This window comes from Methanopyrus sp. SNP6 (genome assembly GCF_002201895.1).
Taxonomy (GTDB): Archaea; JAADCQ01; Methanopyri; order Methanopyrales; family Methanopyraceae; genus Methanopyrus.
The window spans coordinates 111,988-132,604 of sequence record NZ_CP019436.1 but is presented as its reverse complement, the minus strand read 5'-3'; the positions used below and the strand labels follow the sequence as shown (position 1 = coordinate 132,604).

The 20,617-nt window shown below is 57.5% G+C and carries 28 protein-coding genes and 1 tRNA gene; 9 read left to right on the top strand and 20 right to left on the bottom strand.

What is annotated here, in order from left to right; translation table 11 throughout:
- The first annotated feature begins 2 nt into the window (after positions 1-2).
- From BW921_RS00740 to BW921_RS00730, 3 genes are all read left to right on the top strand, one after another.
- Positions 3-773 carry a hypothetical protein gene (locus BW921_RS00740; RefSeq protein WP_148688156.1) on the top strand — a complete coding sequence of 257 codons (771 nt, stop codon included), beginning with the start codon at positions 3-5 and terminating at the stop codon, positions 771-773.
- 117 nt (positions 774-890) lie between these two features.
- On the top strand, positions 891-1,391 hold the full coding sequence (locus BW921_RS00735; protein WP_168168605.1) for a bifunctional precorrin-2 dehydrogenase/sirohydrochlorin ferrochelatase: 501 nt from the start codon (positions 891-893) through the stop codon (positions 1,389-1,391).
- Positions 1,392-1,625: 234 nt separating this feature from the next.
- Positions 1,626-2,990 carry an AIR synthase-related protein gene (locus tag BW921_RS00730; protein WP_148688154.1) on the top strand — a complete coding sequence of 455 codons (1,365 nt, stop codon included), beginning with the start codon at positions 1,626-1,628 and terminating at the stop codon, positions 2,988-2,990.
- A gap of 12 nt (positions 2,991-3,002) precedes the next feature.
- Here the strand turns inward: BW921_RS00730 and cutA are convergent, their stop codons facing one another.
- From cutA to BW921_RS00705, 5 genes are all read right to left on the bottom strand, one after another.
- Complete coding sequence (gene cutA, locus BW921_RS00725) at positions 3,003-3,305, bottom strand: divalent-cation tolerance protein CutA (RefSeq protein WP_236953842.1); 303 nt, start codon at positions 3,303-3,305, stop codon at positions 3,003-3,005.
- A 61-nt stretch (positions 3,306-3,366) separates the two neighbouring features.
- Entirely contained in the window at positions 3,367-3,957 is a 591-nt protein-coding gene (locus BW921_RS00720; protein WP_168168604.1) for a HemK2/MTQ2 family protein methyltransferase, read from the bottom strand.
- Positions 3,958-4,045: 88 nt separating this feature from the next.
- Entirely contained in the window at positions 4,046-4,744 is a 699-nt protein-coding gene (locus tag BW921_RS00715; protein WP_148688151.1) for a SagB/ThcOx family dehydrogenase, read from the bottom strand.
- A 12-nt stretch (positions 4,745-4,756) separates the two neighbouring features.
- Positions 4,757-5,671, bottom strand: coding sequence for a 2-phospho-L-lactate transferase (cofD, locus tag BW921_RS00710; RefSeq protein ID WP_236953841.1), 915 nt, complete (start codon positions 5,669-5,671; stop codon positions 4,757-4,759).
- A 137-nt stretch (positions 5,672-5,808) separates the two neighbouring features.
- Positions 5,809-6,957, bottom strand: a complete 1,149-nt coding sequence (locus BW921_RS00705) for a DUF512 domain-containing protein (RefSeq protein ID WP_210400471.1) — start codon at positions 6,955-6,957, stop codon at positions 5,809-5,811.
- A 266-nt stretch (positions 6,958-7,223) separates the two neighbouring features.
- Between BW921_RS00705 and BW921_RS00700 the strand changes: the two genes are divergently transcribed.
- The 6 genes from BW921_RS00700 to BW921_RS00675 all read left to right on the top strand — a co-directional run bounded on the left by BW921_RS00700 (position 7,224) and on the right by BW921_RS00675 (position 11,157).
- Positions 7,224-7,436: a hypothetical protein gene (locus BW921_RS00700; protein ID WP_210400470.1), complete on the top strand. Its 213-nt coding sequence runs from the start codon at positions 7,224-7,226 to the stop codon at positions 7,434-7,436.
- A gap of 168 nt (positions 7,437-7,604) precedes the next feature.
- Positions 7,605-8,006 carry an aconitase X swivel domain-containing protein gene (locus BW921_RS00695; protein WP_148688148.1) on the top strand — a complete coding sequence of 134 codons (402 nt, stop codon included), beginning with the start codon at positions 7,605-7,607 and terminating at the stop codon, positions 8,004-8,006.
- A 124-nt stretch (positions 8,007-8,130) separates the two neighbouring features.
- Positions 8,131-8,358, top strand: a complete 228-nt coding sequence (gene mtrF, locus BW921_RS00690; RefSeq protein WP_148688147.1) for a tetrahydromethanopterin S-methyltransferase subunit F — start codon at positions 8,131-8,133, stop codon at positions 8,356-8,358.
- Between the two features lie 39 nt (positions 8,359-8,397).
- Positions 8,398-9,138, top strand: coding sequence for a dihydromethanopterin reductase (acceptor) (locus BW921_RS00685; protein WP_210400469.1), 741 nt, complete (start codon positions 8,398-8,400; stop codon positions 9,136-9,138).
- Complete coding sequence (locus BW921_RS00680) at positions 9,113-10,657, top strand: dihydropteroate synthase-like protein (RefSeq protein ID WP_168168602.1); 1,545 nt, start codon at positions 9,113-9,115, stop codon at positions 10,655-10,657. Before BW921_RS00685 ends, BW921_RS00680 begins: the two co-directional genes overlap by 26 nt.
- Entirely contained in the window at positions 10,654-11,157 is a 504-nt protein-coding gene (locus BW921_RS00675) for a hypothetical protein (RefSeq protein ID WP_148688144.1), read from the top strand. The genes BW921_RS00680 and BW921_RS00675 overlap by 4 nt, the downstream gene beginning before the upstream one ends.
- Here BW921_RS00675 and BW921_RS00670 read toward each other — a convergent pair.
- The 15 genes from BW921_RS00670 to BW921_RS00600 form a co-directional block, all read right to left on the bottom strand.
- Positions 11,132-12,046 (bottom strand): selenium metabolism-associated LysR family transcriptional regulator, encoded by a 915-nt coding sequence (locus BW921_RS00670; protein WP_148688143.1) that lies wholly within the window; start codon positions 12,044-12,046, stop codon positions 11,132-11,134. The genes BW921_RS00675 and BW921_RS00670 overlap by 26 nt on opposite strands.
- An 89-nt stretch (positions 12,047-12,135) precedes the next feature.
- Positions 12,136-12,603 carry an aspartate carbamoyltransferase regulatory subunit gene (pyrI, locus tag BW921_RS00665; RefSeq protein WP_148689274.1) on the bottom strand — a complete coding sequence of 156 codons (468 nt, stop codon included), beginning with the start codon at positions 12,601-12,603 and terminating at the stop codon, positions 12,136-12,138.
- Positions 12,603-13,532 (bottom strand): aspartate carbamoyltransferase, encoded by a 930-nt coding sequence (pyrB, locus tag BW921_RS00660; RefSeq protein WP_148689273.1) that lies wholly within the window; start codon positions 13,530-13,532, stop codon positions 12,603-12,605. Before pyrB ends, pyrI begins: the two co-directional genes overlap by 1 nt.
- A gap of 292 nt (positions 13,533-13,824) precedes the next feature.
- Entirely contained in the window at positions 13,825-15,186 is a 1,362-nt protein-coding gene (locus tag BW921_RS00655; RefSeq protein ID WP_148688142.1) for a hypothetical protein, read from the bottom strand.
- A 148-nt stretch (positions 15,187-15,334) separates the two neighbouring features.
- Positions 15,335-15,424, bottom strand: a tRNA-Pro gene (locus BW921_RS00650).
- Between the two features lie 44 nt (positions 15,425-15,468).
- Positions 15,469-15,687 carry a DNA-directed RNA polymerase subunit N gene (locus tag BW921_RS00645; protein ID WP_088336432.1) on the bottom strand — a complete coding sequence of 73 codons (219 nt, stop codon included), beginning with the start codon at positions 15,685-15,687 and terminating at the stop codon, positions 15,469-15,471.
- A gap of 15 nt (positions 15,688-15,702) precedes the next feature.
- Positions 15,703-16,107, bottom strand: a complete 405-nt coding sequence (locus BW921_RS00640) for a 30S ribosomal protein S9 (protein WP_148688141.1) — start codon at positions 16,105-16,107, stop codon at positions 15,703-15,705.
- Positions 16,108-16,587, bottom strand: coding sequence for a 50S ribosomal protein L13 (locus tag BW921_RS00635; RefSeq protein WP_148688140.1), 480 nt, complete (start codon positions 16,585-16,587; stop codon positions 16,108-16,110).
- A gap of 15 nt (positions 16,588-16,602) precedes the next feature.
- Positions 16,603-16,986, bottom strand: a complete 384-nt coding sequence (locus BW921_RS00630) for a 50S ribosomal protein L18e (RefSeq protein ID WP_148688139.1) — start codon at positions 16,984-16,986, stop codon at positions 16,603-16,605.
- Positions 16,983-17,801: a DNA-directed RNA polymerase subunit D gene (locus tag BW921_RS00625; RefSeq protein WP_168168601.1), complete on the bottom strand. Its 819-nt coding sequence runs from the start codon at positions 17,799-17,801 to the stop codon at positions 16,983-16,985. Before BW921_RS00625 ends, BW921_RS00630 begins: the two co-directional genes overlap by 4 nt.
- Before the next feature lie 5 nt (positions 17,802-17,806).
- Positions 17,807-18,220 carry a 30S ribosomal protein S11 gene (locus BW921_RS00620; protein WP_011019841.1) on the bottom strand — a complete coding sequence of 138 codons (414 nt, stop codon included), beginning with the start codon at positions 18,218-18,220 and terminating at the stop codon, positions 17,807-17,809.
- A gap of 20 nt (positions 18,221-18,240) precedes the next feature.
- Positions 18,241-18,798 carry a 30S ribosomal protein S4 gene (locus tag BW921_RS00615; RefSeq protein WP_148688137.1) on the bottom strand — a complete coding sequence of 186 codons (558 nt, stop codon included), beginning with the start codon at positions 18,796-18,798 and terminating at the stop codon, positions 18,241-18,243.
- A gap of 12 nt (positions 18,799-18,810) precedes the next feature.
- Positions 18,811-19,266 carry a 30S ribosomal protein S13 gene (locus BW921_RS00610; RefSeq protein WP_148688136.1) on the bottom strand — a complete coding sequence of 152 codons (456 nt, stop codon included), beginning with the start codon at positions 19,264-19,266 and terminating at the stop codon, positions 18,811-18,813.
- A gap of 94 nt (positions 19,267-19,360) precedes the next feature.
- Complete coding sequence (locus tag BW921_RS00605) at positions 19,361-19,963, bottom strand: HD domain-containing protein (RefSeq protein ID WP_088336424.1); 603 nt, start codon at positions 19,961-19,963, stop codon at positions 19,361-19,363.
- Positions 19,960-20,580 (bottom strand): metallophosphoesterase, encoded by a 621-nt coding sequence (locus BW921_RS00600; RefSeq protein WP_088336423.1) that lies wholly within the window; start codon positions 20,578-20,580, stop codon positions 19,960-19,962. Before BW921_RS00600 ends, BW921_RS00605 begins: the two co-directional genes overlap by 4 nt.
- Positions 20,581-20,617: the final 37 nt, after the last annotated feature.

Sequence of the window (20,617 nt, the reverse complement as noted above, 5' to 3'; positions counted from 1 at the left end):
CGTTGACGGTGTACGTGGACGCCACCGATATCTTAGACCCCAAGTGGCTGTTCATGGGTGATCCGGACCGCATCTACGTCTTCAGGACCGGACACGCCCCTATGCACTTACATTTCGAGCTCAAACGGCTCGTCGGGTTCCGGGTCAGCGTCAACGGCAACGCCATCACCGGAACCGTGACACCAGAAGGCTGCCTCTCCTCCACCTGCATAACACCTTGGGTCGCACAGGTAGTCGACGCGCGACCCGGAGACGATGTCCTCGTAATCGGTGGACCGGAAGGTAGGATCGACCGCGTCTTCGAGCTGTTTCCCGACGTGGATGAGGTTGAACCCGATGAACCCGAGCCGATCCGAGAGCCACACTCGAACACCGTCGTTATACCACACCGGAAGTGTAAGGCGGCCCGGAAATACGATACGGAGCTCAAAGAGATCCTAAAAAAGGCAGGGTTCGAGATCGTCGAGCCGAGCGTGAAACGGTACGTGTGCGGTTTCGAAGCGATGCAGCGAACTATACTCCGCGGGGACGCCCGGATAGGTGTCGCCGCCTCCTTCGACCTGGTTTCAGGCGAATATCTGGGTCTCATCCCAGTGGACGTTCACGGGGTCGTGGGAACGCCACGACTTAATCCGGAGCTCCGTGTCAAGACCAAAGACTCCCCCGAGCTCCTACGTAATTTGCTCAGAATGTCGCCCGAGTATCGACGAGAGGTCTATGGCCAGCTATTGTTGAAAGAGCCTAGTTGGGACAGGAAGTTTCCGAACGCGTGAACTCGTCCCGTCTACAGTACTCCTGGTCGAGAGGGTTACGCCAGAAGTCGACACGTCGGACCAGAGACCGAGCGGCTTCAAGTGTGGGCCGCGAGAGGATCGATCGGGGACCGGAGCTTGCCGTACGTACCACTGTTCGTCCGGGTTGAGCGGGTTGTGATCGTAGGCGACGGACGCGTCGCCGAACGGAAGGCGCGCACCCTGATCGATCTCGGAGTCGACGTGACCGTCGTCGCGCCGGAAGAGCCAGAGTGGTCCCGTGACTTGCCAGTGAAATTTGTGCGTCGGAGGGTGGAGGGACCGGAAGACTTGCCTGAAGCTGACCTCTATGTGGTTGCGACGGACGATCCGGACTTGAACTCCCGATTGGAAAGGGAGTTGTCGCTCGTCAACCGCGTCGACACCTCGAGACCGAAAGTGCGGTTCCCCTCCGTACTCCGGTGTGGGGACGCTGTACTGGCCATCTCCACCGGTAAACCTCGAGTTACCAGGGCACTCCGAATGATCGCCGCGGAACTCCTGGGCCCTATCCTAAAGAAGGCCGCCGAACTGCCAGAGGATGCCCGGAAGTGGTCGCTAGAGCGTGTGATAGACGAATTGACAGGTGTGAGGAGATGATCGTTACACGTCTTACGTAGTAACCCCCTCCTACAATCCATCTCAACAGCGACCCGCGCTCCGATCGCTAGATTACCAGGTTCGACTGTTCGACTGCTAGCGGAGATTCTATAGTCAAAAATGCCCAAGGCGCCGCGATTAACCATTCGAACATCCGTCCTCATCACGCTTCCCTCGGGTTCTCCCTCGAGCGTCGGTACCGAGGTGAGCTCCGACCCGGGGGGTGCCAGAGCGGTGGATCTCGAAGGGTTGGCCATGCACATGATGGATTTAGGGGCCTCCGAGGACGAAATCCGAGAGCTACTCGCGGACCTGGTGGAAATATGGAAACGGGATTGGTCAAGGGACGAAATCATGGAATTCGTGGACGCGGTCCTCGATGAAGTGCGATACGTCCGGAGAGCTCACTCTATAGACGGAGGGATAGGCGACATCCTTCGACCGCCTGAGTCGGGAGTTAGTATGGGAGAAATGGGGGTGGGATCTCGAGGTGAAGGTGATTTCTTCGTACACGAATTGCTCACGGAGCTCGCAGCCGAGGCGTCGGAAAACGCGCTGATATCGCCGGAAGAGCGCGATGATGCGGGCGCAGTTCGTGTAGATCGGGAGGAGGTGATCCTAGTGAGTGCCGTCGACGGCATGCACTCTCGGCTAAGTGAGTTCCCCTTTCTCGCCGGCTTTCACGCGACTAGGGCCGCCATGCGGGACGTACTAGTCAACGGGGCTCGTCCTCGCGGTCTCTTAGTCGATCTACATTTAGCGGACGACGGGGATGTGGGTCGTCTCTTCGACTTCACTGCCGGCGTGACCGCTGTAGGTGCTGCCACCGGCGTTCCGATACTCGCCGGTAGTACGTTACGCGTCGGCGGGGATATGGTGCATGGGCGACGTCTAGTCGCCGGTGTAGCCTGCGTCGGTACCGCACGACCCGACGATCTCACACCGCGAAGGAACGCGAAGCCCGGTGATCTGATCGTTCTCACGGAGGGCGCCGGAGGAGGTACTGTATCCACAACCGCCATCTACCACGGTTACTACGACGTCGTCGAGGAAACCCTCAACGTTGATTTCGTCCGTGCGGTTAACGCGCTCCGCAAGGAGAAACTACTCTCGAAGGTCGACGCCATGACCGACATCACGAACGGTGGCATCCGCGGTGACGCGGCCGAAATCTCGGAGACCGCAGGCGTCCGTCTTGTATTCAACGAAGAGGCGATACGATCCCTCGTGAACGACCGAGTTTTAGAGATGCTCGACGAGCTCGGTATAGATTACCTCGGGCTGTCCCTGGACATGCTCATGGTGATAGCGCCTGAAGACGTGGCGGAACGATGCGTTGAGGTCCTCGACGGTGCTGGGGTGCGTGCGGACATCGTAGGACGCGTCGAGGAGGGCTCCGGTGTCTTCCTCGAGCGGGACGGCGAGAAAATCGAGTTGGACGTGAAGTTCCGGGAGGCCGCGTACACCAAAGTGAAGCGTGTTATCGGAGAGGAACATCCTGAGGACTTCGAAGAAATGAAGGAGAGGGTCAAGCGAGCGTACGAGGAAGCCGAACGAAAACTCAAACTGGTGCTAGAACTGCTCGAGGAGTCCGGATAAAGTGTTGGACGATCACTCGGTACGCTTTACGATCCACTCCAGAAACCCCTCGAACCCTCCGAACACCGGTAAGATGAGTACAGCTGGAGTTTCATACGAGTGCAGCTCGAGGATTTTATCCACGACGTCTTCTGCGCGTTTCGCGGTCGTCTTGACTAATAGGGCGTACTCTTCGTCTTCGCACAACTCTCCATCCCACTCGTACACGGACCGTATCGGCCAGATATTCACGCACGCGGCAAGTCCCTCCTCGACTAATTTCCGGGCTATTCGCTTCGCCTCATCTTCGTCTCCTGCGGTGGAGTAAACGACCACGAACAACGTCCATCCCCCCGTAGGAGGTGAGACCGCGACAAATTATCAACGTTCGCACAAATTACTCACAAGGTCGAAGCGCGAGCACGCGGACTCTCTCGAAGAACAACGACTCCTCGGCCACGACCTCCACTTCGAAGTGCCTCAGCGGCTCCAAACACTCATCCGGAGTCAGACTGGACACGACGACCCTGGCTTCATCCCACAGGATCTCCCCTCGGAGGAGACCGTTCAAGAAGCGTCGAATGACCACCGGATCCTCGGTTGCCCGGGATATCGGGTCACCTTCAGGCAGTTCACGACCGGGTAGATAAGGCGGGTTGAACAGGACGACGTCGAAACGTTCACCCAGGACCGGATCGAATAGATCACCCTCGCGGACGTCGACGTCTAGACCGTTGAGACGGGAGTTCCACATTGCACAGTGGACTGCCGCGGGGTTAACGTCCGTCGCCACCACTTCGCACCCTTCCGCGGCCGCAGATAACCCCTGAATACCACACCCGGTCCCTACGTCCAGAACGCGTTCCGATCCGGACACTCCTTGATGCTCGACGAGCAAGAATGAGTCTTCTGCTGGCGAGTACACGTTCTCGAACACCAAGAGCTTAAGTTGCCCGTACCCTATTACGTCCTTGACGACCACACCCACGCCCGACCACCCGCTACCGGGGATGATGGCGGGATTAGCCCCAGCTCGACCGGGACCGGGATGAGATGTCCCGAGGGTGCTGACCCGGCTATTTCCGGCCTATCGGGAAGACGTACAGCGGTACGGCATCACCTTCGGTTATTCCCAAGATCTCCTTAACTCGATCGTCGTAGAACGCTCCGACGGCGACTGTACCTAGACCCAACGCCGTGCACGCGAGGTACACGTTCTGGCCTACGTGTCCCGCCTCGAGCGCCATATACCGAAACGATCGTTCTCCGTACTTGGGACGCAGCACCCGCTCGTACCCGACGATGACCAGATCAACCGCGGCTCGACCAACCCACTCTTGATCCAGACACGCTCGTTGTAACTCCGCTGTGAAATCGCCCCGCCTGACGAGTCCTAGCGTGTGGGTCTTAGGATCATACACGTAGATGCCTGGAGCTAAACCCTCAACTTTACGAACTACTACAAATACCCTCAACGGGTACAAAGCACCCGCACTGGGAGCCGTTCGGAAGCCGCGCGGATCCGTAATCCCTTGTGCGGCCCACAACACCGTGGAGAGCTCCTTGAGGGTTATAGGTTCGTCACGGTACTCACGGATCGATCGGCGCTTCTCCAACGCCTCCGACACCGACATCTCCATCTTCAGTGGCTTAGGCAGCTCCACCCTAGCTTTGATGGGCACCTCCGAAACCCCCTCAGACGGGTGAAGATACAAATAGGCCAGACAACCGACCGCGACGGCGATAACGGCGGGCACGATGATCCGTGGAGACATCTCGCTACCCCTCTACACCAACCCCTCCAAGACCCTGAGGACTTCACGGGCCAACCTCACAGAGTCCTTTTCATCACGCATTACGATGTCAGTCCGAACGATCTCTAAGCCGTCCGGCGGTTCGACATCGTCCCTCTCATCCATAACGAGGATATCCGGCTCAACCCCCCATTCCCGGTAATACTCGACGAGACCTCGAACCGACGGTTCGAAGCCGACAGCCCTCATCAGCTTACCAGCAGGACCACTCACTGGCTCCTTGCCTATGAACGGGGACACGATCAGGATGGACTTCTCACGAACGATATGGCGGATCTCAGATACCGATAAAATGGGACCAATACTGGTCACCGGGTTGCTCGGTCCTATTACGACCGCATCGGCCCTCAGGAGCTCGTCGACGGCATCGGGCGGTGGAGAAGCTTCCTCCGCCCCCTCGTACCTGACCCCACGTACGGGGAGCTCACCACCACGCTCGACCCAGAACTCCCTAAAATGCAAATCACCCTCATCCGTCTCGATCACAGTCGTAACACGGTCGTCGGTCATAGGATACACCTTCCACTTGATACCAAGTCGACGTCGGATTTCGTCCACAGCCTCGGAGAGTTTCAACCCCTTCTCTCGCATCAAGTACGTACGATACTGCTTAAGCGCACGGTCGGCGTCACCTATCCTCAAGGGCTCGTTCACTCCCAGCTTTTCCAAGAACTCGTGCCCACGGAACCCGTCACCACCGATACCGTACCACGTCTCGTCGTTGACTATACCAGCGAGCGTGTACAGGACAGTATCAACATCGGGAGAGACGTACAATCCGAGGATCTCGTCGTCTTCCCCAGTATTAACTATTACTGAAAAATCGGCGTCGAGATCCCTGAGGCCACGAAGCAGCTTCGGCGTGCCTGTACCTCCTGACAACACCACCAGCCGCAAGTTAAAACCCCGCATTACCGGGGGATCAGGTCACGACCCGAATGAAGTACCGCACCAAAATGCTTACCGCGCCCGATGACGAACCCACCCCGGACGGACCAATGACGAAGGGAGCGTTTGCGGAGGGCTTACGGCAGTGGGGACGCGAGAATCCTGGCGACCTCTTCGGGTTTTCTGCACGTCATAACCGTGTATCCGAGCGCCGCCAACCTTCCTACCAACTCCTCCCGAGACCACCCGTCAAGCGTCCTACCATCCGGACCGAACATGGCATCTGGAAGGATTATCACAGGGAATTCCGTCCTAGGATCATAACGCTCGACCTCCCTCAAGACGTCCCTCGCCGTGAGCAAGCTCGACGCCCCTATCACACCACCGAACACCCTGTTCTTCACCACGAGCAGCTCCACGTTCTCAAGGTCACGAACAGCCGGTTCGAAGATAGGGGCCGCTAGTTCACCAACGACGATCACGGCCTCAAAATCGGGCTCGGGAAGATCAGGAGGTTCGAACACGGGTTCCCCCAACAGCGCGTCAATGGTCGGCGACGGTATCACCTCGACGTCCAGCTCACGATCCAACAGTCGAGAAGTTTCCCTCATCCACTCCAACTCACCTCTCGTCGGAAACCGGAACCCACGAGCGTAGTCAGTACCACCGGCGGGGAACACGCGGACTTGCCTAACACCCATGCTCTCCAAGTCTTTACACGTCCTCGGTAACTCTTCCAAGTTGTACCCCGGAGTGAGTACCAAATCGGCGATGACGTCGATACCGACATCCTCAAACTTCGGTAACAGCTCCAACAACTCGTCCGCGTTCGGATTACCCATCAACCTCTTCCTGGTCTCCGGGACCGTCGTGTGCAACGAAATCTGTATCTCATCGATCCCGGCCGCGGCCAACGACTCAATGCGCCCTTCATCAACACCGACGTTCCCAGCCGTATCCACTATCCTGAACCTGAGATCATGGTACCTATCCCGGGCAGATTCCACACGCTCCTCCAAGTTCGGATCGTTCAACGTATCGTGACGCGTCGTGTCCACACTACCACCACGTTCCTTGAGCACTTCAGGTGGATTCTGCCTGATGTAGCAGAAAACACAGGAATTACCGCACGATCCAGCCTCACTCGATGGAGGGACGACCGCGAGATCCTCGGGTTCCTCCAACAAATCCAAGTCGATCTCGTCGATCTCTCGCGCTACCCCCATCTCATCGATCTCGTACGGTATCCGACGATCCCCCCAGAACACCTCTCCCAGGGTGGTCACCACACGATCAGACAGGGCATCCGAGTGCGCGTGTCAACTGATTAGGCACGCCTATTATGACTCGTAATTTTTATTCTTGTAGTCGGGGTGGTTGCCCTTCCGGAGGGTAACGCGGGGTGAGTCACCCTCGCCCCGCCCGTTAGAGTAACACTCACTGGTTGTAACTCGGGTTATGCGAGTGACCAAACTGGTAACGATGACCCACACACGGGGGATAATGGTTAATGTTAGGTTATGTAATGGTTTTAATTCCGGTGTTCGTTATGATGATTCCATCCTCCGGTTTTTACTGTCAGGACGTGTGCGATCGAGCCTTGTCACTCGAGAAGGAAGTCCTAAAACACGCGAGAATCACGGCGACGAACAAGGCGATCGGGGAGGGTCCACTTCACGCGACACCGTACTACTCTAAGAACAAGAAAGAGGTTATAATATCCAATGAGCCGGGGTGTGGTAAGCAGCAAGTGTTACTATATTAGCCTGTTCTGTACTCACATCAGCTTCTCTGTCACATACAGTCAACCGCGGAGGTATCAACGACCTTGGGTTCGTCTGTCACCCGAAGTTTCTCGTTGTGTATATGCGGTCCGATTGTCCAGCGATTCTAAATACTCCACTACCGATGGAAACACTTGGGATACGCGGACATGCCTGTGGTACGTTGTGAACCGATCGTCGACGTTGATGAGCCAGTTGAAGCGGAAGTCCTGGTATCTTCGCGGCGTCTCTCGTTTCTGGGTGGAGTGGATCCGGAAACAGGTGAGGTAGTGGATCCGTCCCACGAGCTCTGTGGAAAGGTGTTAACGGATCAGGTCTTGGTCCTGCCGGGTGGGCGTGGTTCTACCGTAGGGTCGTATGTACTGATGGAGATGGCTCATCGTGGTACTGCACCTGCCGGTATCGTCGTACGCGAAGCCGAGCCGATTTTAGTAGTAGGGTGTGTTCTGGGTGATATCCCGTTGTTTCACAAGCCCGAGCGCGACCTCGTGTCGGAACTGGACAACGGTGATGTTGTGAGGATCTTGCCGGGTGGTAAGGTTGAAGTATAGGGCTCGGGAACGCCAGCCTACCTCATCTCTTTCGGTCGGACCCACTTCATCATCGCCCGGTGTAAGATGAAGTCGCAATGTTGAAAAGGTACCGGGTCAGTAGACCGATGTGGGGTGAACCGAGTTGGCGGAGGAAGGATCCGAGTTGAAGGAGGTCATCATAGGGGCACCGGCGATGGCGGACACGGATCGAGCAGACGCTTACGTGAAAGATGTCCGTGATTCCAGCCAATTCTTCGGTCGTGACGCCAGGCTATACTTCGGTCTGAACGTGAACAGGTTCGCGGGTCTGGCCTGCGGTATGGTCTTCGCGGGCGTGCTGCTGGTACCGTTGTTGCTTCTCTCGTTCTAGGCCAAGTCTTTTTTACAAGCCTTAACGGGTGTTGGTCTGTTGGGACTCCGTATAGGCTGGTGTATAACAGGTGCAGCGCATTTCTTGGTGGAAAGTTTTAAAGTTATGAAAGAGGTGTCGCGGGAGCACCGAGTTAGCGCGTTCCTCTCGGAAGCGGGTGAGGAAGTCGTTCGAATGTTCGGGTTGTGGGAGGATTTGAGGGAGATCTGCCCGGGCGGATTCTACCGTGAGGTGTTCACGCAATCGGATGAGGGTGCAAGTTGTCCTATCATCGGCAGGTTCGCGCTTGGAAAGTACGACCTGTTGGTGGTGTCGCCGGCTACCGCCAACACGGTGGCTAAGATCGCACACGGGATCGCGGATACCCTGGTGACGAACGCGGTGGCGCAGGCCGGTAAAGGAGACGTTCCTGTTTGGGTTGTTCCGTGCGATTATGAGGAAGGGAAAGTCCGCACGATCACGCCGTATATGGTGCTCAGGGAGCGATGTGAAGGATGTGGGATCTGCGTGGACACGTGTCCGAGGGGCGCTATCGACATGGTCGATGGTAAGGCGTTCATCAGGCTGCTGCGATGCGTGGGGTGTGGCAGGTGTTCCGAAGCCTGCCCCGAGAACGCCATTCACGGAGGTATTGAGTACGAAATGAGGGTTAGGTCCGTCGACGCGGAGAACGTGAGGAAACTGGATCGGATCGAGGGTATCGAGGTCCTACGACGACCCGATGAGATCTTGGAGAGACTTGGGGAACTCGCCGGTGAGGGTACTACTTCTGACCGGTAGACTAGCCGCTGAGGATGTGAGGAAGGCGGCTGAGGATTTCGAGTGGGCAGAAGTCAAGGTGCTACCTATCGACGTGGCCGCTCTGATGACTACGAGCTTTGTCCTCGGGCAGTTGCGTGGGGAGGACCTCACTGGGTACGATTACGTTCTGCTACCCGGTTGGTTCCGCGGCGATGTCAGGAAGCTGGACGAAGCTTTGGGCGCGGACTTCAGGCTGAGTTCTCGAGAGGTCCGTGACCTACCTCTGGTTCTCCGCAAGATGGAGGAGGGGTTCGTCCCATCCAAGGACGTGCCGGCCTGCGTGCTGCTCCGTGATGAGATACTACGGGAGTTGGGGAAGAAAGTTCGTGATGCCGAGAGGGATATCCCCGAGCGGAATTGGATCGACGTGGGGCCCGTGAAGATTGCACGCGGTTGTAGACCGCGGGTTTTATCGGAGGTGTTCGCCGACGACCTGTCCCCGGAGGAGGCCGCGTCCGAGGCTGAGAAGAGGGCGGAGCTGGGTGCCGAAATCGTCGACGTAGGGTTCCACGAGCGGCCTCCTGGGGATGTCCGTAGGATCGTACTGGAGGTACTGGATCGCGTAGGAGATCGTGTCGCTGTGAGCGTCGACTCGGGTGATCCAGAGGTCCTCGAGGCGGGCGTCGAGGCGGGTGCCGATCTCATCCTCAACGCGTCTCCGGATCTGAAGGAGCCGGTAGACCTGGCGGCCGAGTACGACGTACCGGTAGTTCTGGTTCCCGGGGGCAGGAGACCCGAGACAGTCGTACGGCAGCTCCGAGAGCTGATCCACCTGTGCGAACGTCGCGATGTCGACTACATTCTCGACCCGGTGATGGACCCACCCGGAAATATCGTGGAGTCGATAGTAAGGTACCGAGTCGTGGCCGAAGAGTTTCCGGAAGCACCACTCTTCTTCGGTGCTGGAAACGTACTCGAGCTCATAGACGCAGATTCTCCCGGAGTCTCGGCTCTTTGCGCTCAGCTTGCGGTCGAGTTGGAATGTTCTATAATCTTCACACCGGAAGCCAGTGGGAAGACCAAGATGAGCACGCTCGAGCTCGCTGTGGCGTCCAGGATGTGTTACGTAGCACACAAGTTCGGCGGTTTCCCAAAGGACGTTGGGTTGGACCTAGTCGTGTTCAAAGACAAGCGCATCGATAGTGTTAGCGCGTCTGGTCTCGACGCCGAGTACTTCGCCTCGGAGCCGCACCGGGACGTTCGTGGGGACTTCGTGATACTGACTGACCATGACCGTCGTATCTTGATCTTAGAGCACAGATACGGTGACTACGAACCGTTACGCCTGGAATCCGACGACGGCTTGAAACTGGGGGCGGCGGCGGTATCTCTGGGATTATTATCTGACCTACATCATGCCGTGTACTTGGGGTATGAACTGGCACGTGCGGAGGAGCGGCTGAAGTCATGCGGCCAATACATACAAGACGACGGGATAGAACGCTACGACCGTCTGTTACGTGATTTAAAGATCTTAGAGGAGGTCGAGGAAAGTTGAGGATCGTAGCGACACCGTACTACGCCAGGTTGTTGGAGCGTCTGAGCTCCGACGTCGACGTGGTCGACCCGAACCCGGAAGTTCTACAGAAGACTGAGGCGGACATCCTGGTAGTCCCTTGGGACCTACTCGATACGAAGGCGGAGTACCGGGCCGAGCATGTAGTTCCCGGTTCGGTGGCTTCTTTCTCGGAAGCGTTGAAGACGGGACTCAGGGTCGGCGTGTTATCGGGGTACGACGTAGAGGACCTCGTGCGGTTCACCTCTTTGATTCTTAAGGTGTGGTCGGAGTTCGCTCCACTGAAGGGTACAGTGCGTTCCGAGAAACGGTTCTTGAGAGAGTTGTGTTGGGACTTCGGGGTGAAGGTCTCGGAACGAGGGACGCCAGTGAAACCCGACTACGAGGGAGGTGGATTACCTTCACACGTGTTCGAGGATCCTCTTGAGGCGTTGAGGGCTCGAGCTAAGTACCTCGCTAACTTTTTCCGCGAAACTCGCTGAGGAGGAACTCCCAGAACGCCTCCGTGGCGCTGGCGTGGAGCGGTCTGTCCGACTTTAGGGCGTAGAAGAACCTGCGGGGCCTATCCTCGAGTCGGGCGATTCGGATCAGGCCGGCGGATTCGGCACGTTTGGCGGCTCGCTCAGAAATGATACTGATCCCAACGCCTTGAGATACCGCGGTAATCACGGCCTCGGTGCTTCCCGTCTCCTCCACGATCTTGAAATCCTCGAACCCTAACCCGTGGCTCTTGAGGTATTTCTCCACCTCCTTCCTGGTTCCGGAACCGGGCTCACGGTTGACGTAGGGTTCGCCCACGATATCGTCGATGCTGACTTCCATGGCATCGGCGAGCTCGTGGTCCGGCGGAAGGATTACGACGAGTTCTTCGGAGGCTATCGGTACGACCTCTACACTCTTCCTAGTCACGAACGCGTCGGTTCCCACTATCGCGACGTCGGCATCGCCGCTGAGCACGTGCTCGGTCGCCTCGAGTGAATCACACACGCGGATTATCACGTCGACCTTCGGGTACTCGGAGCGGAACTCTTTGACACTACCGGGAAGTAGATATCCGCCCGGTACCGTACTGGTCGAGACGCGGACCTTACCCGAGGGTTCCTTGGACACAGCGGCGATCTTGTCCTTGGCTCGTTCTACGGCGTCCAGGACCGTCTCAATAGCCTCTAGGGCTATTTCACCCTCTTCGGTCAGTTCGACACCTTCCGGTGTCCGGACGAAGAGGCGCGCGTCGAAGAACCGCTCTAGCGAGGCGATTTGATTGCTGACGGTTCCTTGAGTTATTCCGAGCGCTTCCGCAGCTTTCGAGAAACTCTTCTGTCTGACGACCTCCCGGAAGGTCCGGAAATAACTGAACCTCGGGTCGGACAATGTATCACCTACCCATCAGGTTGTATGATGGCGGGTATTCTGACTTTCACTCACCCCCTCGTTTTTATTGCATTAACTGGTCCCAGAGGCTAACTAGGGCGTATCAGCTCACGGATATGATCCTCCCGGACGGTACGCTCGCAATACCGACAGCGATATTCCAGCGGCTCTCTGGACTCCCTAATGAAAACCGTGTTCACTGGTTCCCTTTCGTCGTTCGTAATGCAGTTGGGGTTGGGGCAGCGGAGGAACCCTTCCACCCGTTCGGGTGGTTTGACTTGGAACTTCTCGGCGACAGAATAGTCCCGAACGATGTTGACCGTGGCATTGGGGGCCACGAGCGCGACCTTGTTCGCCTCCTCCTCGCTCAGGATTTTCCCTTCGATCTTCAGTATGTCTTTGCGACCCATCTTCGAACTCTCCACGTTTATGGCGACGAGCAGGGTAGTTTCGGTCGGGTCGATGTCCAGGATGCGCATGATCTTGGGGGCGGTGCCCGGCGGCAGATGGTCAAGGACGGTGCCCATTTCAATTCTCTTCACTTTGAGGGCCATGATCACTCGCCCCCGAGGATGAGGTCGAGGAGCGCCATCCGTACGATCACGCCGTTACGAACTTGATCGAAGTAGCGGGCCTGTGGCAGTTCATCCACCTCGGGCTCGATCTCGTCTACCCTGGGGAGAGGGTGCAGGATTGCCAAGTCGCTCTGCGCGTGTTCTTCGATGAGATCCCTCGTCACCTTGTAACTACCTTTCACACGCTCGAACTCCTCCGGGTCCGGGAACATCTCGCGCTGAATCCTGGTTACGTAGAGTACGTCCAAGTCGGGCAGGATCTCCTCCAGATCCCGGTGCTCCTCGACCTTCGCTCCTATCCGTTCGAGCTCTGCCAGTATATGGGAGGGCATCCGAAGCTCCTCCGGTGATATCAGGTGGATCCTCGCCCCGAACAGTGCGAGGGCGTACGCCAGCGAGTGAACTGTTCGTCCGTATTTGAGGTCTCCCAACAGCCCGATTCTGAGTCCTCCGATACGTCCCTTTTCCTTCATTATCGTGTAGAGGTCTAGGAACGTCTGCGTCGGGTGTTGGTTGGCGCCGTCACCCGCGTTGATCACGGGGACGTCGGTGAGTTCTGCGGCGAGTCGGGCGGCACCTTCCTTCGGGTGTCGCAACACGATAACGTCGCAGTAATGTTCGACTGTACGGACGGTATCCGCGAGATTTTCACCCTTAGCCGTAGACGCCGCCTCCTTGCCACCCAACGAGATTACGTCACCTCCGAGACGGTGCATGGCGCTTTCGAACGAGAGTCGAGTCCTCGTGCTAGGAGAGAAGAAGAGAGTGGCTAGGATCTTGCCGGAGAGTCTGTCGTCTCCGCCCCGTTCGTACACTCTTTCCATCTCTTCCGCGTTGCTGAGTAGCTCCTCTAACTCTCTCCGGGTGAAATCCCGGACGGAAATCACGTCCCTGTTCGCGAAGGACGACACGAAGGCCCTCCAACACGACGTGTACTGGGCCTTAAACGGCTCGCGGTTGAAGAAGTAATGATTGTACCTCCGGCTGGAGGGCGGGAGGTCATCGGAGGTGATTCTCACCACCTACCTCCCGACGCCGCCGTCGAATGTACCGGAGGCCCGGAGCACCGGCTCATCGGAACACCCGTGACCTCACCGGCCCTCTCGGCCGCACCGCCATGGATGGTATCGCACTGGGTAAATGAAGCTGCCGCCCAATTGTTACGAGAATGCTAACATTGGGCGCGAAAAACGTGTGGGGGGGTTAAAGTATGCCCGCGGAGCTCATACCCGAGAGTACGTTCAGTGCCACCAGCTTAATGAGGTAATCGATGTATTCGCCCGTTAGTAGGTCCTTCAGGACGCCTACCGTGAGCCTTTTGACGGTCTGCTTGACGTCGTCGGCGGTCGTGCTCACTATTTTAGCGATGTCGTCCGCGTACTTGCCGATGATACTATCGACGATGCTCGATAGCGTGTTTTCCAGCGATTCGATTACCATGTCGTAAGACGCTTTAACGGCCGATACCAGGAAGTCGTACAGAGGACTGCCGTACGCGGCCTTGCGCACCATCAACGTGTTCACGTTTACCTCATTCGGGTACTGAGATAGGTACAGGCCAACTAGGAACATCCTGATATGCTGGGCATACGGTACCATAGTGCTGATGATGGCGTCCTTCATCCTGAGGATCTGCTTCGAGGCCAGCGTCTTCAGGAACGTCGGTAGGAACTTCTCTGTAAGGATTTCGAGGGCAGGATTACCGTGTGCCTTATCCTGAATCGGCTTCAGGAACTCGTCGATTTTCGTGTTCACTACCGCCTCGATCTCTTCCATGTACGGATCCACGATCATCGATATCATATCTTCCTGGCTCGGTACCAGCGGCTCCTCACCACTTACAAGCAGCTGTAGTGCGTCCACTTTCGTCGGTGCGTATATCACTTCAATCTTGTCGCCATCACCGTGTGCATGTACCTGGGCCAGCTTCACGAACACCTTACCCGGTTCCGCCTTCTCCAGTATCCTGTACCAGTCCATCTGGAGCACTGCCGGCTTTAGGGTGATTTCCTTGATCACCGGTAAGCACAGTAAGACCTCGTCCTTCGCCTCCGTCGGATCGATCGACGGTGCCATCAGCGGTAGACCCTTTTCGTCGTAATGGCCCAGAACCTGGACGACAGTCGCTGTGAAGCCGCCGAATCCAGGAGCGTACTTGGTCACGGCTTTCTGCTCCTCCTCGTAGCGTACAACGTACTTCTTCGTCTCACCTTCGCCTCCCCTAACACCTAGGTAGCCTACGAAGTACTTGCCTTCGGGCACTTCATATCCCAATGCCCCTACTACGTACTCCTCGTTGGTGATGTTACCCTCGCGCGCCTCAGCGATCTTGCAAGCGACGTTGGTCACTTGGACCTCCCTGCCGTCGACGTTTACTTTCAGTCCTGACAATATGTCCTTTACTACCTGCTTACCCTCGTCGGTGAACTTCACTCGGACGTCGGAAAGCGGAACTCCCTGCAGGCTGACGACGACCGGCGTCTTGGTTACCTCGAAGTACTTACCCGCCGACGCTGCTCCGGTTAGGGCCAGCATGCAGGCCAGGAGCGTGGCTACGGCTCGCACGTGATCTCACCCCCATCCACCGTTGATCCTGCCATGGGCTTGAGTGTATTATCCCGTTCGTAACCGGTGTGCGGTATTGTTATGCACGGGAGTCCTAAAGCCGGACCGGCCTACCAGCATCGTTACAATTAACGTAACAATTGGAGGGTGGGGCCGCCCGGATTTGAACCGGGGTCCCGCGGCCTCCGGGCCGCGGCTCCCCAGCCGCGGAGGATAGACCAGGCTACCCCACGGCCCCCTTGGCGTGGACCAGAGGGCCCACGAAAGATCATGTTTAAGAATTTAGCGGGGCATTCCGAGTCGTGGTGGCGTGTAGGGAAGGGACTCCTCAAGCAGGTCTACGTGGGATAGGAACATCCTCCTGCAGCAGTACCGATCGATGTCTAGCTCATCCAGTGCCTCCCCGGGTTCCTTTCCCTCCTCTTCGATTAACTTCACATACTTCTCCCATAAGTGGGCGATAGGACGCCCACAAGTGAAGCACCTGATCGGTATGATCATCCGTAGACACCCGCCTTAACGGTAGCTCTTCTGTCTCCGCGCTCTGGCGCCGCGGCCACCGAACTTCTTCGGCTCCTTACGGCGTGGGTCACCTTTCAGCATATGGCGGTCGTAGGCCATGTAAGCGTCCCGTAAGTCCGGGTCACCGGTCCACTCGACGAGGCCTCGGGCGATGGCGATACGAGCGGCCTCGGCTTGGCTCATCCATCCTCCTCCCTGAACCTTCACGTCGATGTCGACCTGACTGACGATGTCCTCACCTGCGATGATAAGTGGCTCCATGATCTTCATTCGGGCCATTTCGGGCTCGATGATGTTCACCGGACGCTTATTCACGCGGACCCTACCCTCCCCCTCCTTGACGACGGCCCGGGCGATGGCGGTCTTCCTCTTGCCCGTAGTCTGAACTACCCTAACCATTTACTGGCCCCCAGGTATTTGGTAACCGAGCTCCTCTGATAGCTCGCCGAGAGTTATGTACCAAAGGTGTCCCAATCGACTCATGTCAGCCTCGGCAACCCGCTCGGGCTCGATGTTCGCCTCCTCGACCCATCTCGGAATACCGATATACGCTCGGAGCCGCTTGAAGGCTTCACGCCCGCGCTTGGTCTTCCATGGAAGCATGCCTCGGACTACCCGTCGGAAAATCAGATCAGGCCTCCTCGGGTAGAACGGACCTTTCTTCGGGTCACCTCGCTGGATCTTCTGGAGCCACTCTTCCTTGATAGTGTTCTTCTTGCCGGTGATGATGGCTTTTTCAGTGTTGATGACGGCGATCCTCTCACCCTTGAGGATTCTCTTCGCCACTACGCTGGCTAGGCGGCCGAGCACCGCGTTTTCGGCGTCGATAACGGTCCATTCTTCCGGGTCGACGGGTTTCGAGTGGGCGTACTCCACCAAGGCTCCGTATCCCCCTCACTCGATGATCCGAACGTACGATCCTTCTGGGTTCTCTTCGAGTAGCTCACGAATCGTCAGACATTCTCCGCCGACGGCCTCGATCTTCGTCCTGGCGGTCCTACTGAACTTCCAGGCGGCCACTCGTAGAGGTTGGGTGATCACTCCGTCACCCAATACCTTGCCAGGCACGAGAACCGTCTCTTCCTCCTGGATGACACCGCGGCGGGCTAGTCCGTCGAGCTTTCCGACGTTAACTTCAGCTCGCTGCCTTCTGGGTCTGGATAGGCGTTCCGCCACATCTCGCCAGACCGGCGCGTTGTACTCACGTGCCGCCTTCTTCAGGTCACGGATCAGTTTCCTTAGTTCCACATTAGTGGGTCCGGTGGGCGCCCAAGTCATTCTCCGCTCACCTCCTTCTGCAGGTTTTTCTTCAGAGACTCGAGCTTTTGCTCGATCGCACCAAGAGCTTTCAAGATCGCGGTGTCGAGCGACATCGAGCCGTCGGTCTCAACGTTGAACACGAAAGCGTCATCACGGAAACGGACGCGGACGGCCCCGTCGGTCTCGCGCTCGTACTCCTTGTACATCCGACACTCGGGAAGACGATCCTCATCGATATGGACTACTTCACCGTTCTCGATTCTGATAATACCCTGAGGGCACTCGTACGTGATCTTATTTTCCTTGAGTTTGTCTTCATCGATTTCGAGCTCGGGGAGGCCTTTGTACCCGACTGCGCTCACCGGCTTCCACTTCGCGTGTTCGAGGCCCAGACCCGGTACGGCGATCGCCTCGAGCCTGATCCGCTGGCCCTCTCCGACCTCGGTGATGAGCGTGTCGGGGAAGGCTGGTTCTACGTCAGGATGATCGAATTCAAGATCTCGAGCGTAAACCTTGGTTGGCCCTTCTACTTCGAGCTCCGCCCTCACCTGGCACTTCTCGCAACCTTTCCCACCACAGTCGCACAGGTCGGGTAACTCGAACTGGTCGATGTCGTCGGCGCGCAGCGGTATCAGCCCAAGTCGATGGGCCAGCATTTCGTCGTACATCGGTGTGTCGTTCTCGTAGATAATGACCTCTTCAATGCGTAAGGTGGGAACGAGTGTGTAGAGGGCGCGGCGGATGGTGTTGACGAACTCCGCGGACGTGTCCTCGATGATAAACGTGGCGCGCTCGACGTCGGCTTTCCGGTAGTCGTAGAGACGGACGCGCAAGGGACTCATACCCTGCGTCCCCTCTTACCTCCGGGTCTTCTGGTACCGTCGTGCGGGATCGGCGTGACGTCCTCGATCCGTCCGATCTTCAGGCCTGCACGGGCTAAAGCTCGGATGGCGGCCTGGGCGCCCGGTCCGGGTGTCTTAGGACCGTGACCACCGGGAGCGCGCACCTTCACGTGGACTGCGGTGATACCCTTCTCCATGGCTTCCTCGGCGGCGCGTCTGGCAGCCTTCATGGCGGCGTACGGTGAGCTCTCTTCTCGGTCCGCGTCGACGACCATACCTCCGGACCAACGGGCGAACGTCTCGGCACCTGTGAGGTCAGTGATCGTGATGATCGTGTTGTTGAAGGAGGCGTAGATGTGAGCGATTCCCCACCGCTCTTTCTTCTCCTTCTTACCCTCCTTCTCGGCCATCCGTCAACCCCCGAAGTTTACTATTCAGCCACGGTTTCTTCCGGTGACTCACCTCGTGCTTCGCACCTGATCGGGTGATCTTCATCCTTGAGCGGAGAGTACGGGGAGTAGTCTACTTCCTCTTCCTCCTCGCGAGACACTAAGTAGCTCGGGACGGTGACGATCCGATCGCCTATCGCGATATGACGGTGCACAATGAGCTGCCTGGCTTGTAGTGGAGTCTTGGCGAGACCCTTTCGGTACACAATCGTCTGAAGACGACGCTCCAAAACATCCTCTACGGTCAGCCTGAGGACGTCGTCCAGCGTGGCCTCCTCTGGCTTCTTGTCCAAAATACCGAGATCGTACAGCTTGCGGAAGAGGGCTTCCCGCTCACGCTGTGCTTCGGGGTCCGTCCTAGCCATGAGCTCTTTGGCTCTCTCACGCCATCGCTTGAGTTGCGTCTGGTGTCGCCATATCTCTTTCTTACGCCGCAGTCCGTACTTGCGCATCAGCTTTCGCTCGTACTCCAGTCGCTCGGCTTCCCATGGATGTCTGGGGGTCTCGTACTTTTTACGTGGTTTCTTGGGATCGCCCATCCGGTTTACCCCCTACCGCTTCTTCTTCACACCTACGGTTTTACCTCGGCGGAACGAGGACTTCGTACGCTGACCACGGACTGGGAGTCCCAGCTCGTGGCGTATACCACGGTAGGCGCGGATCTTCTTCAACCGATCGATGTCTTGCTTCACCGTCATCTCCAGTTCAGCGCCGACCAAGTGCATATCTTCGCCCGTTTCGTAGTCCTTCTGACGATTGTACATCCAGGAGGGGATATTGGACTCTCCTTCTGATAACCTCTTTATCTCCTCCTCAATGCGCTCGATTTCCTCGTCTGAGAGTTCTCCGAGCTTCTTCTCCTCGTCGATGCCTAGCTCCCGGCAGATAGCGTATGCCATTCGGATCCCGATACCTTTGATTCCGGTGAGCGCGTACGGGACCTTTTTATGCCCGTCAAGGTCGACATCGGCTATCCGGACGATCGGTTTCACCTCGTCGTCCGCCACGAGAACACCCCCGGACGCCGGATTCGATAGTCTTAAAAAAGTCGCGGAGGCGTCGGGTAAACCCCATCATCCCCATCTTCCCATCGGCCGACCCCTAACTCCTCATCCGCCACTCCTTTTCCAGCCACTCCAGAAACAGTACCATCCTCCGCCTTCTCTTCTCCGCCAATCGGCGGGCCGTCTCAGTGTGCATCAACCTCGGTAGTCGGAGTAGTTTTTCGTGGAAGTGTTCTACACCGGATTCTAGCGATGTCCTCCGCTCTCCGACCACGCAGAAACATCGGGCTATCCCAACGGCCCCCAGTGCGTCGAGGTTGTCTGCATCCTGAAGTATCTTGGCCTCTAAAGTCCGCGGCTCGGGTCCACTGGAGAAACGGTGAGCTCGGATCGCGTGCGTTACCTCCTCTAACTTGTCCGAAGGGAATCCCACGCGTGGGAGTAAGTCTTCCGCTATTTCGGCACTGACTTCCGCATGGTCCTCACCCGATCGTTCCTCCGCCCGCCTTCCAATATCGTGTAACCAGGAAGCCGCGCGGAGTATCTCCGGATCTCCTCCCTCCTTGCGCCTAATGAGCTCACAGAGCTCCACTACGCGCTTCACGTGTTCGAAGTCGTGGGAAGGCGAGACCTCGGACATCTCCGTCCGAACGAACTCGATCACCTCTCGTTCCCAAGGGAATTTGGGGTTGACCTTCACAGCTCGATTACCACCGTACCACCCGGGCCTGGGTTGATCACCCGGGTGTTACCGAGCTCGTCCTCGCCAGCCGCCTCGTGGATGTGCGCGCAGATGTGGAGCTCGGGTTGGAACTCCTCCACGATCTTTCGGATCGCCTCACTCCCCACATGGTCGCCGGCCTCGATCTTGTCCACCGCCGTATTCTTCGGGGGTGCGTGTGTCAGGAGTATCACCGGCTCACCGGCCGAGTTCATAAGTTCACTGAGCCTCGACTCAATGACGTTTTCCTCGAACTCCAGCGGCGTATCGAACGGTGTCGGGTTGGACCCACCCATTCCGACCACGTCGTAGCGACCGATGTGTTTGACCTTCAGGTGCACCGAGACTCCGCTGGTATCGAGGACTCTGACGACCTCCGGAGTGTCGCAGTTACCTGGCACGGCCATGATCTCCTGACCGTGCTCCTTCAGTACATCAACGATCTCCTCAACCACCTGCACGGGATCCTCCAAGTTGAAGTCGGATACGTCTCCCGCTACGAAGATGACGTCGGCATCCTCGTCGGCGGCCTTTTCCGCGACCTGCTCTGCCTTCTCCACGTCTCCGTGGAAGTCAGCCGTCGCGATACCGATCACGAGCGCATCACCCCGATTTCGCGATCAGCGGAACCGT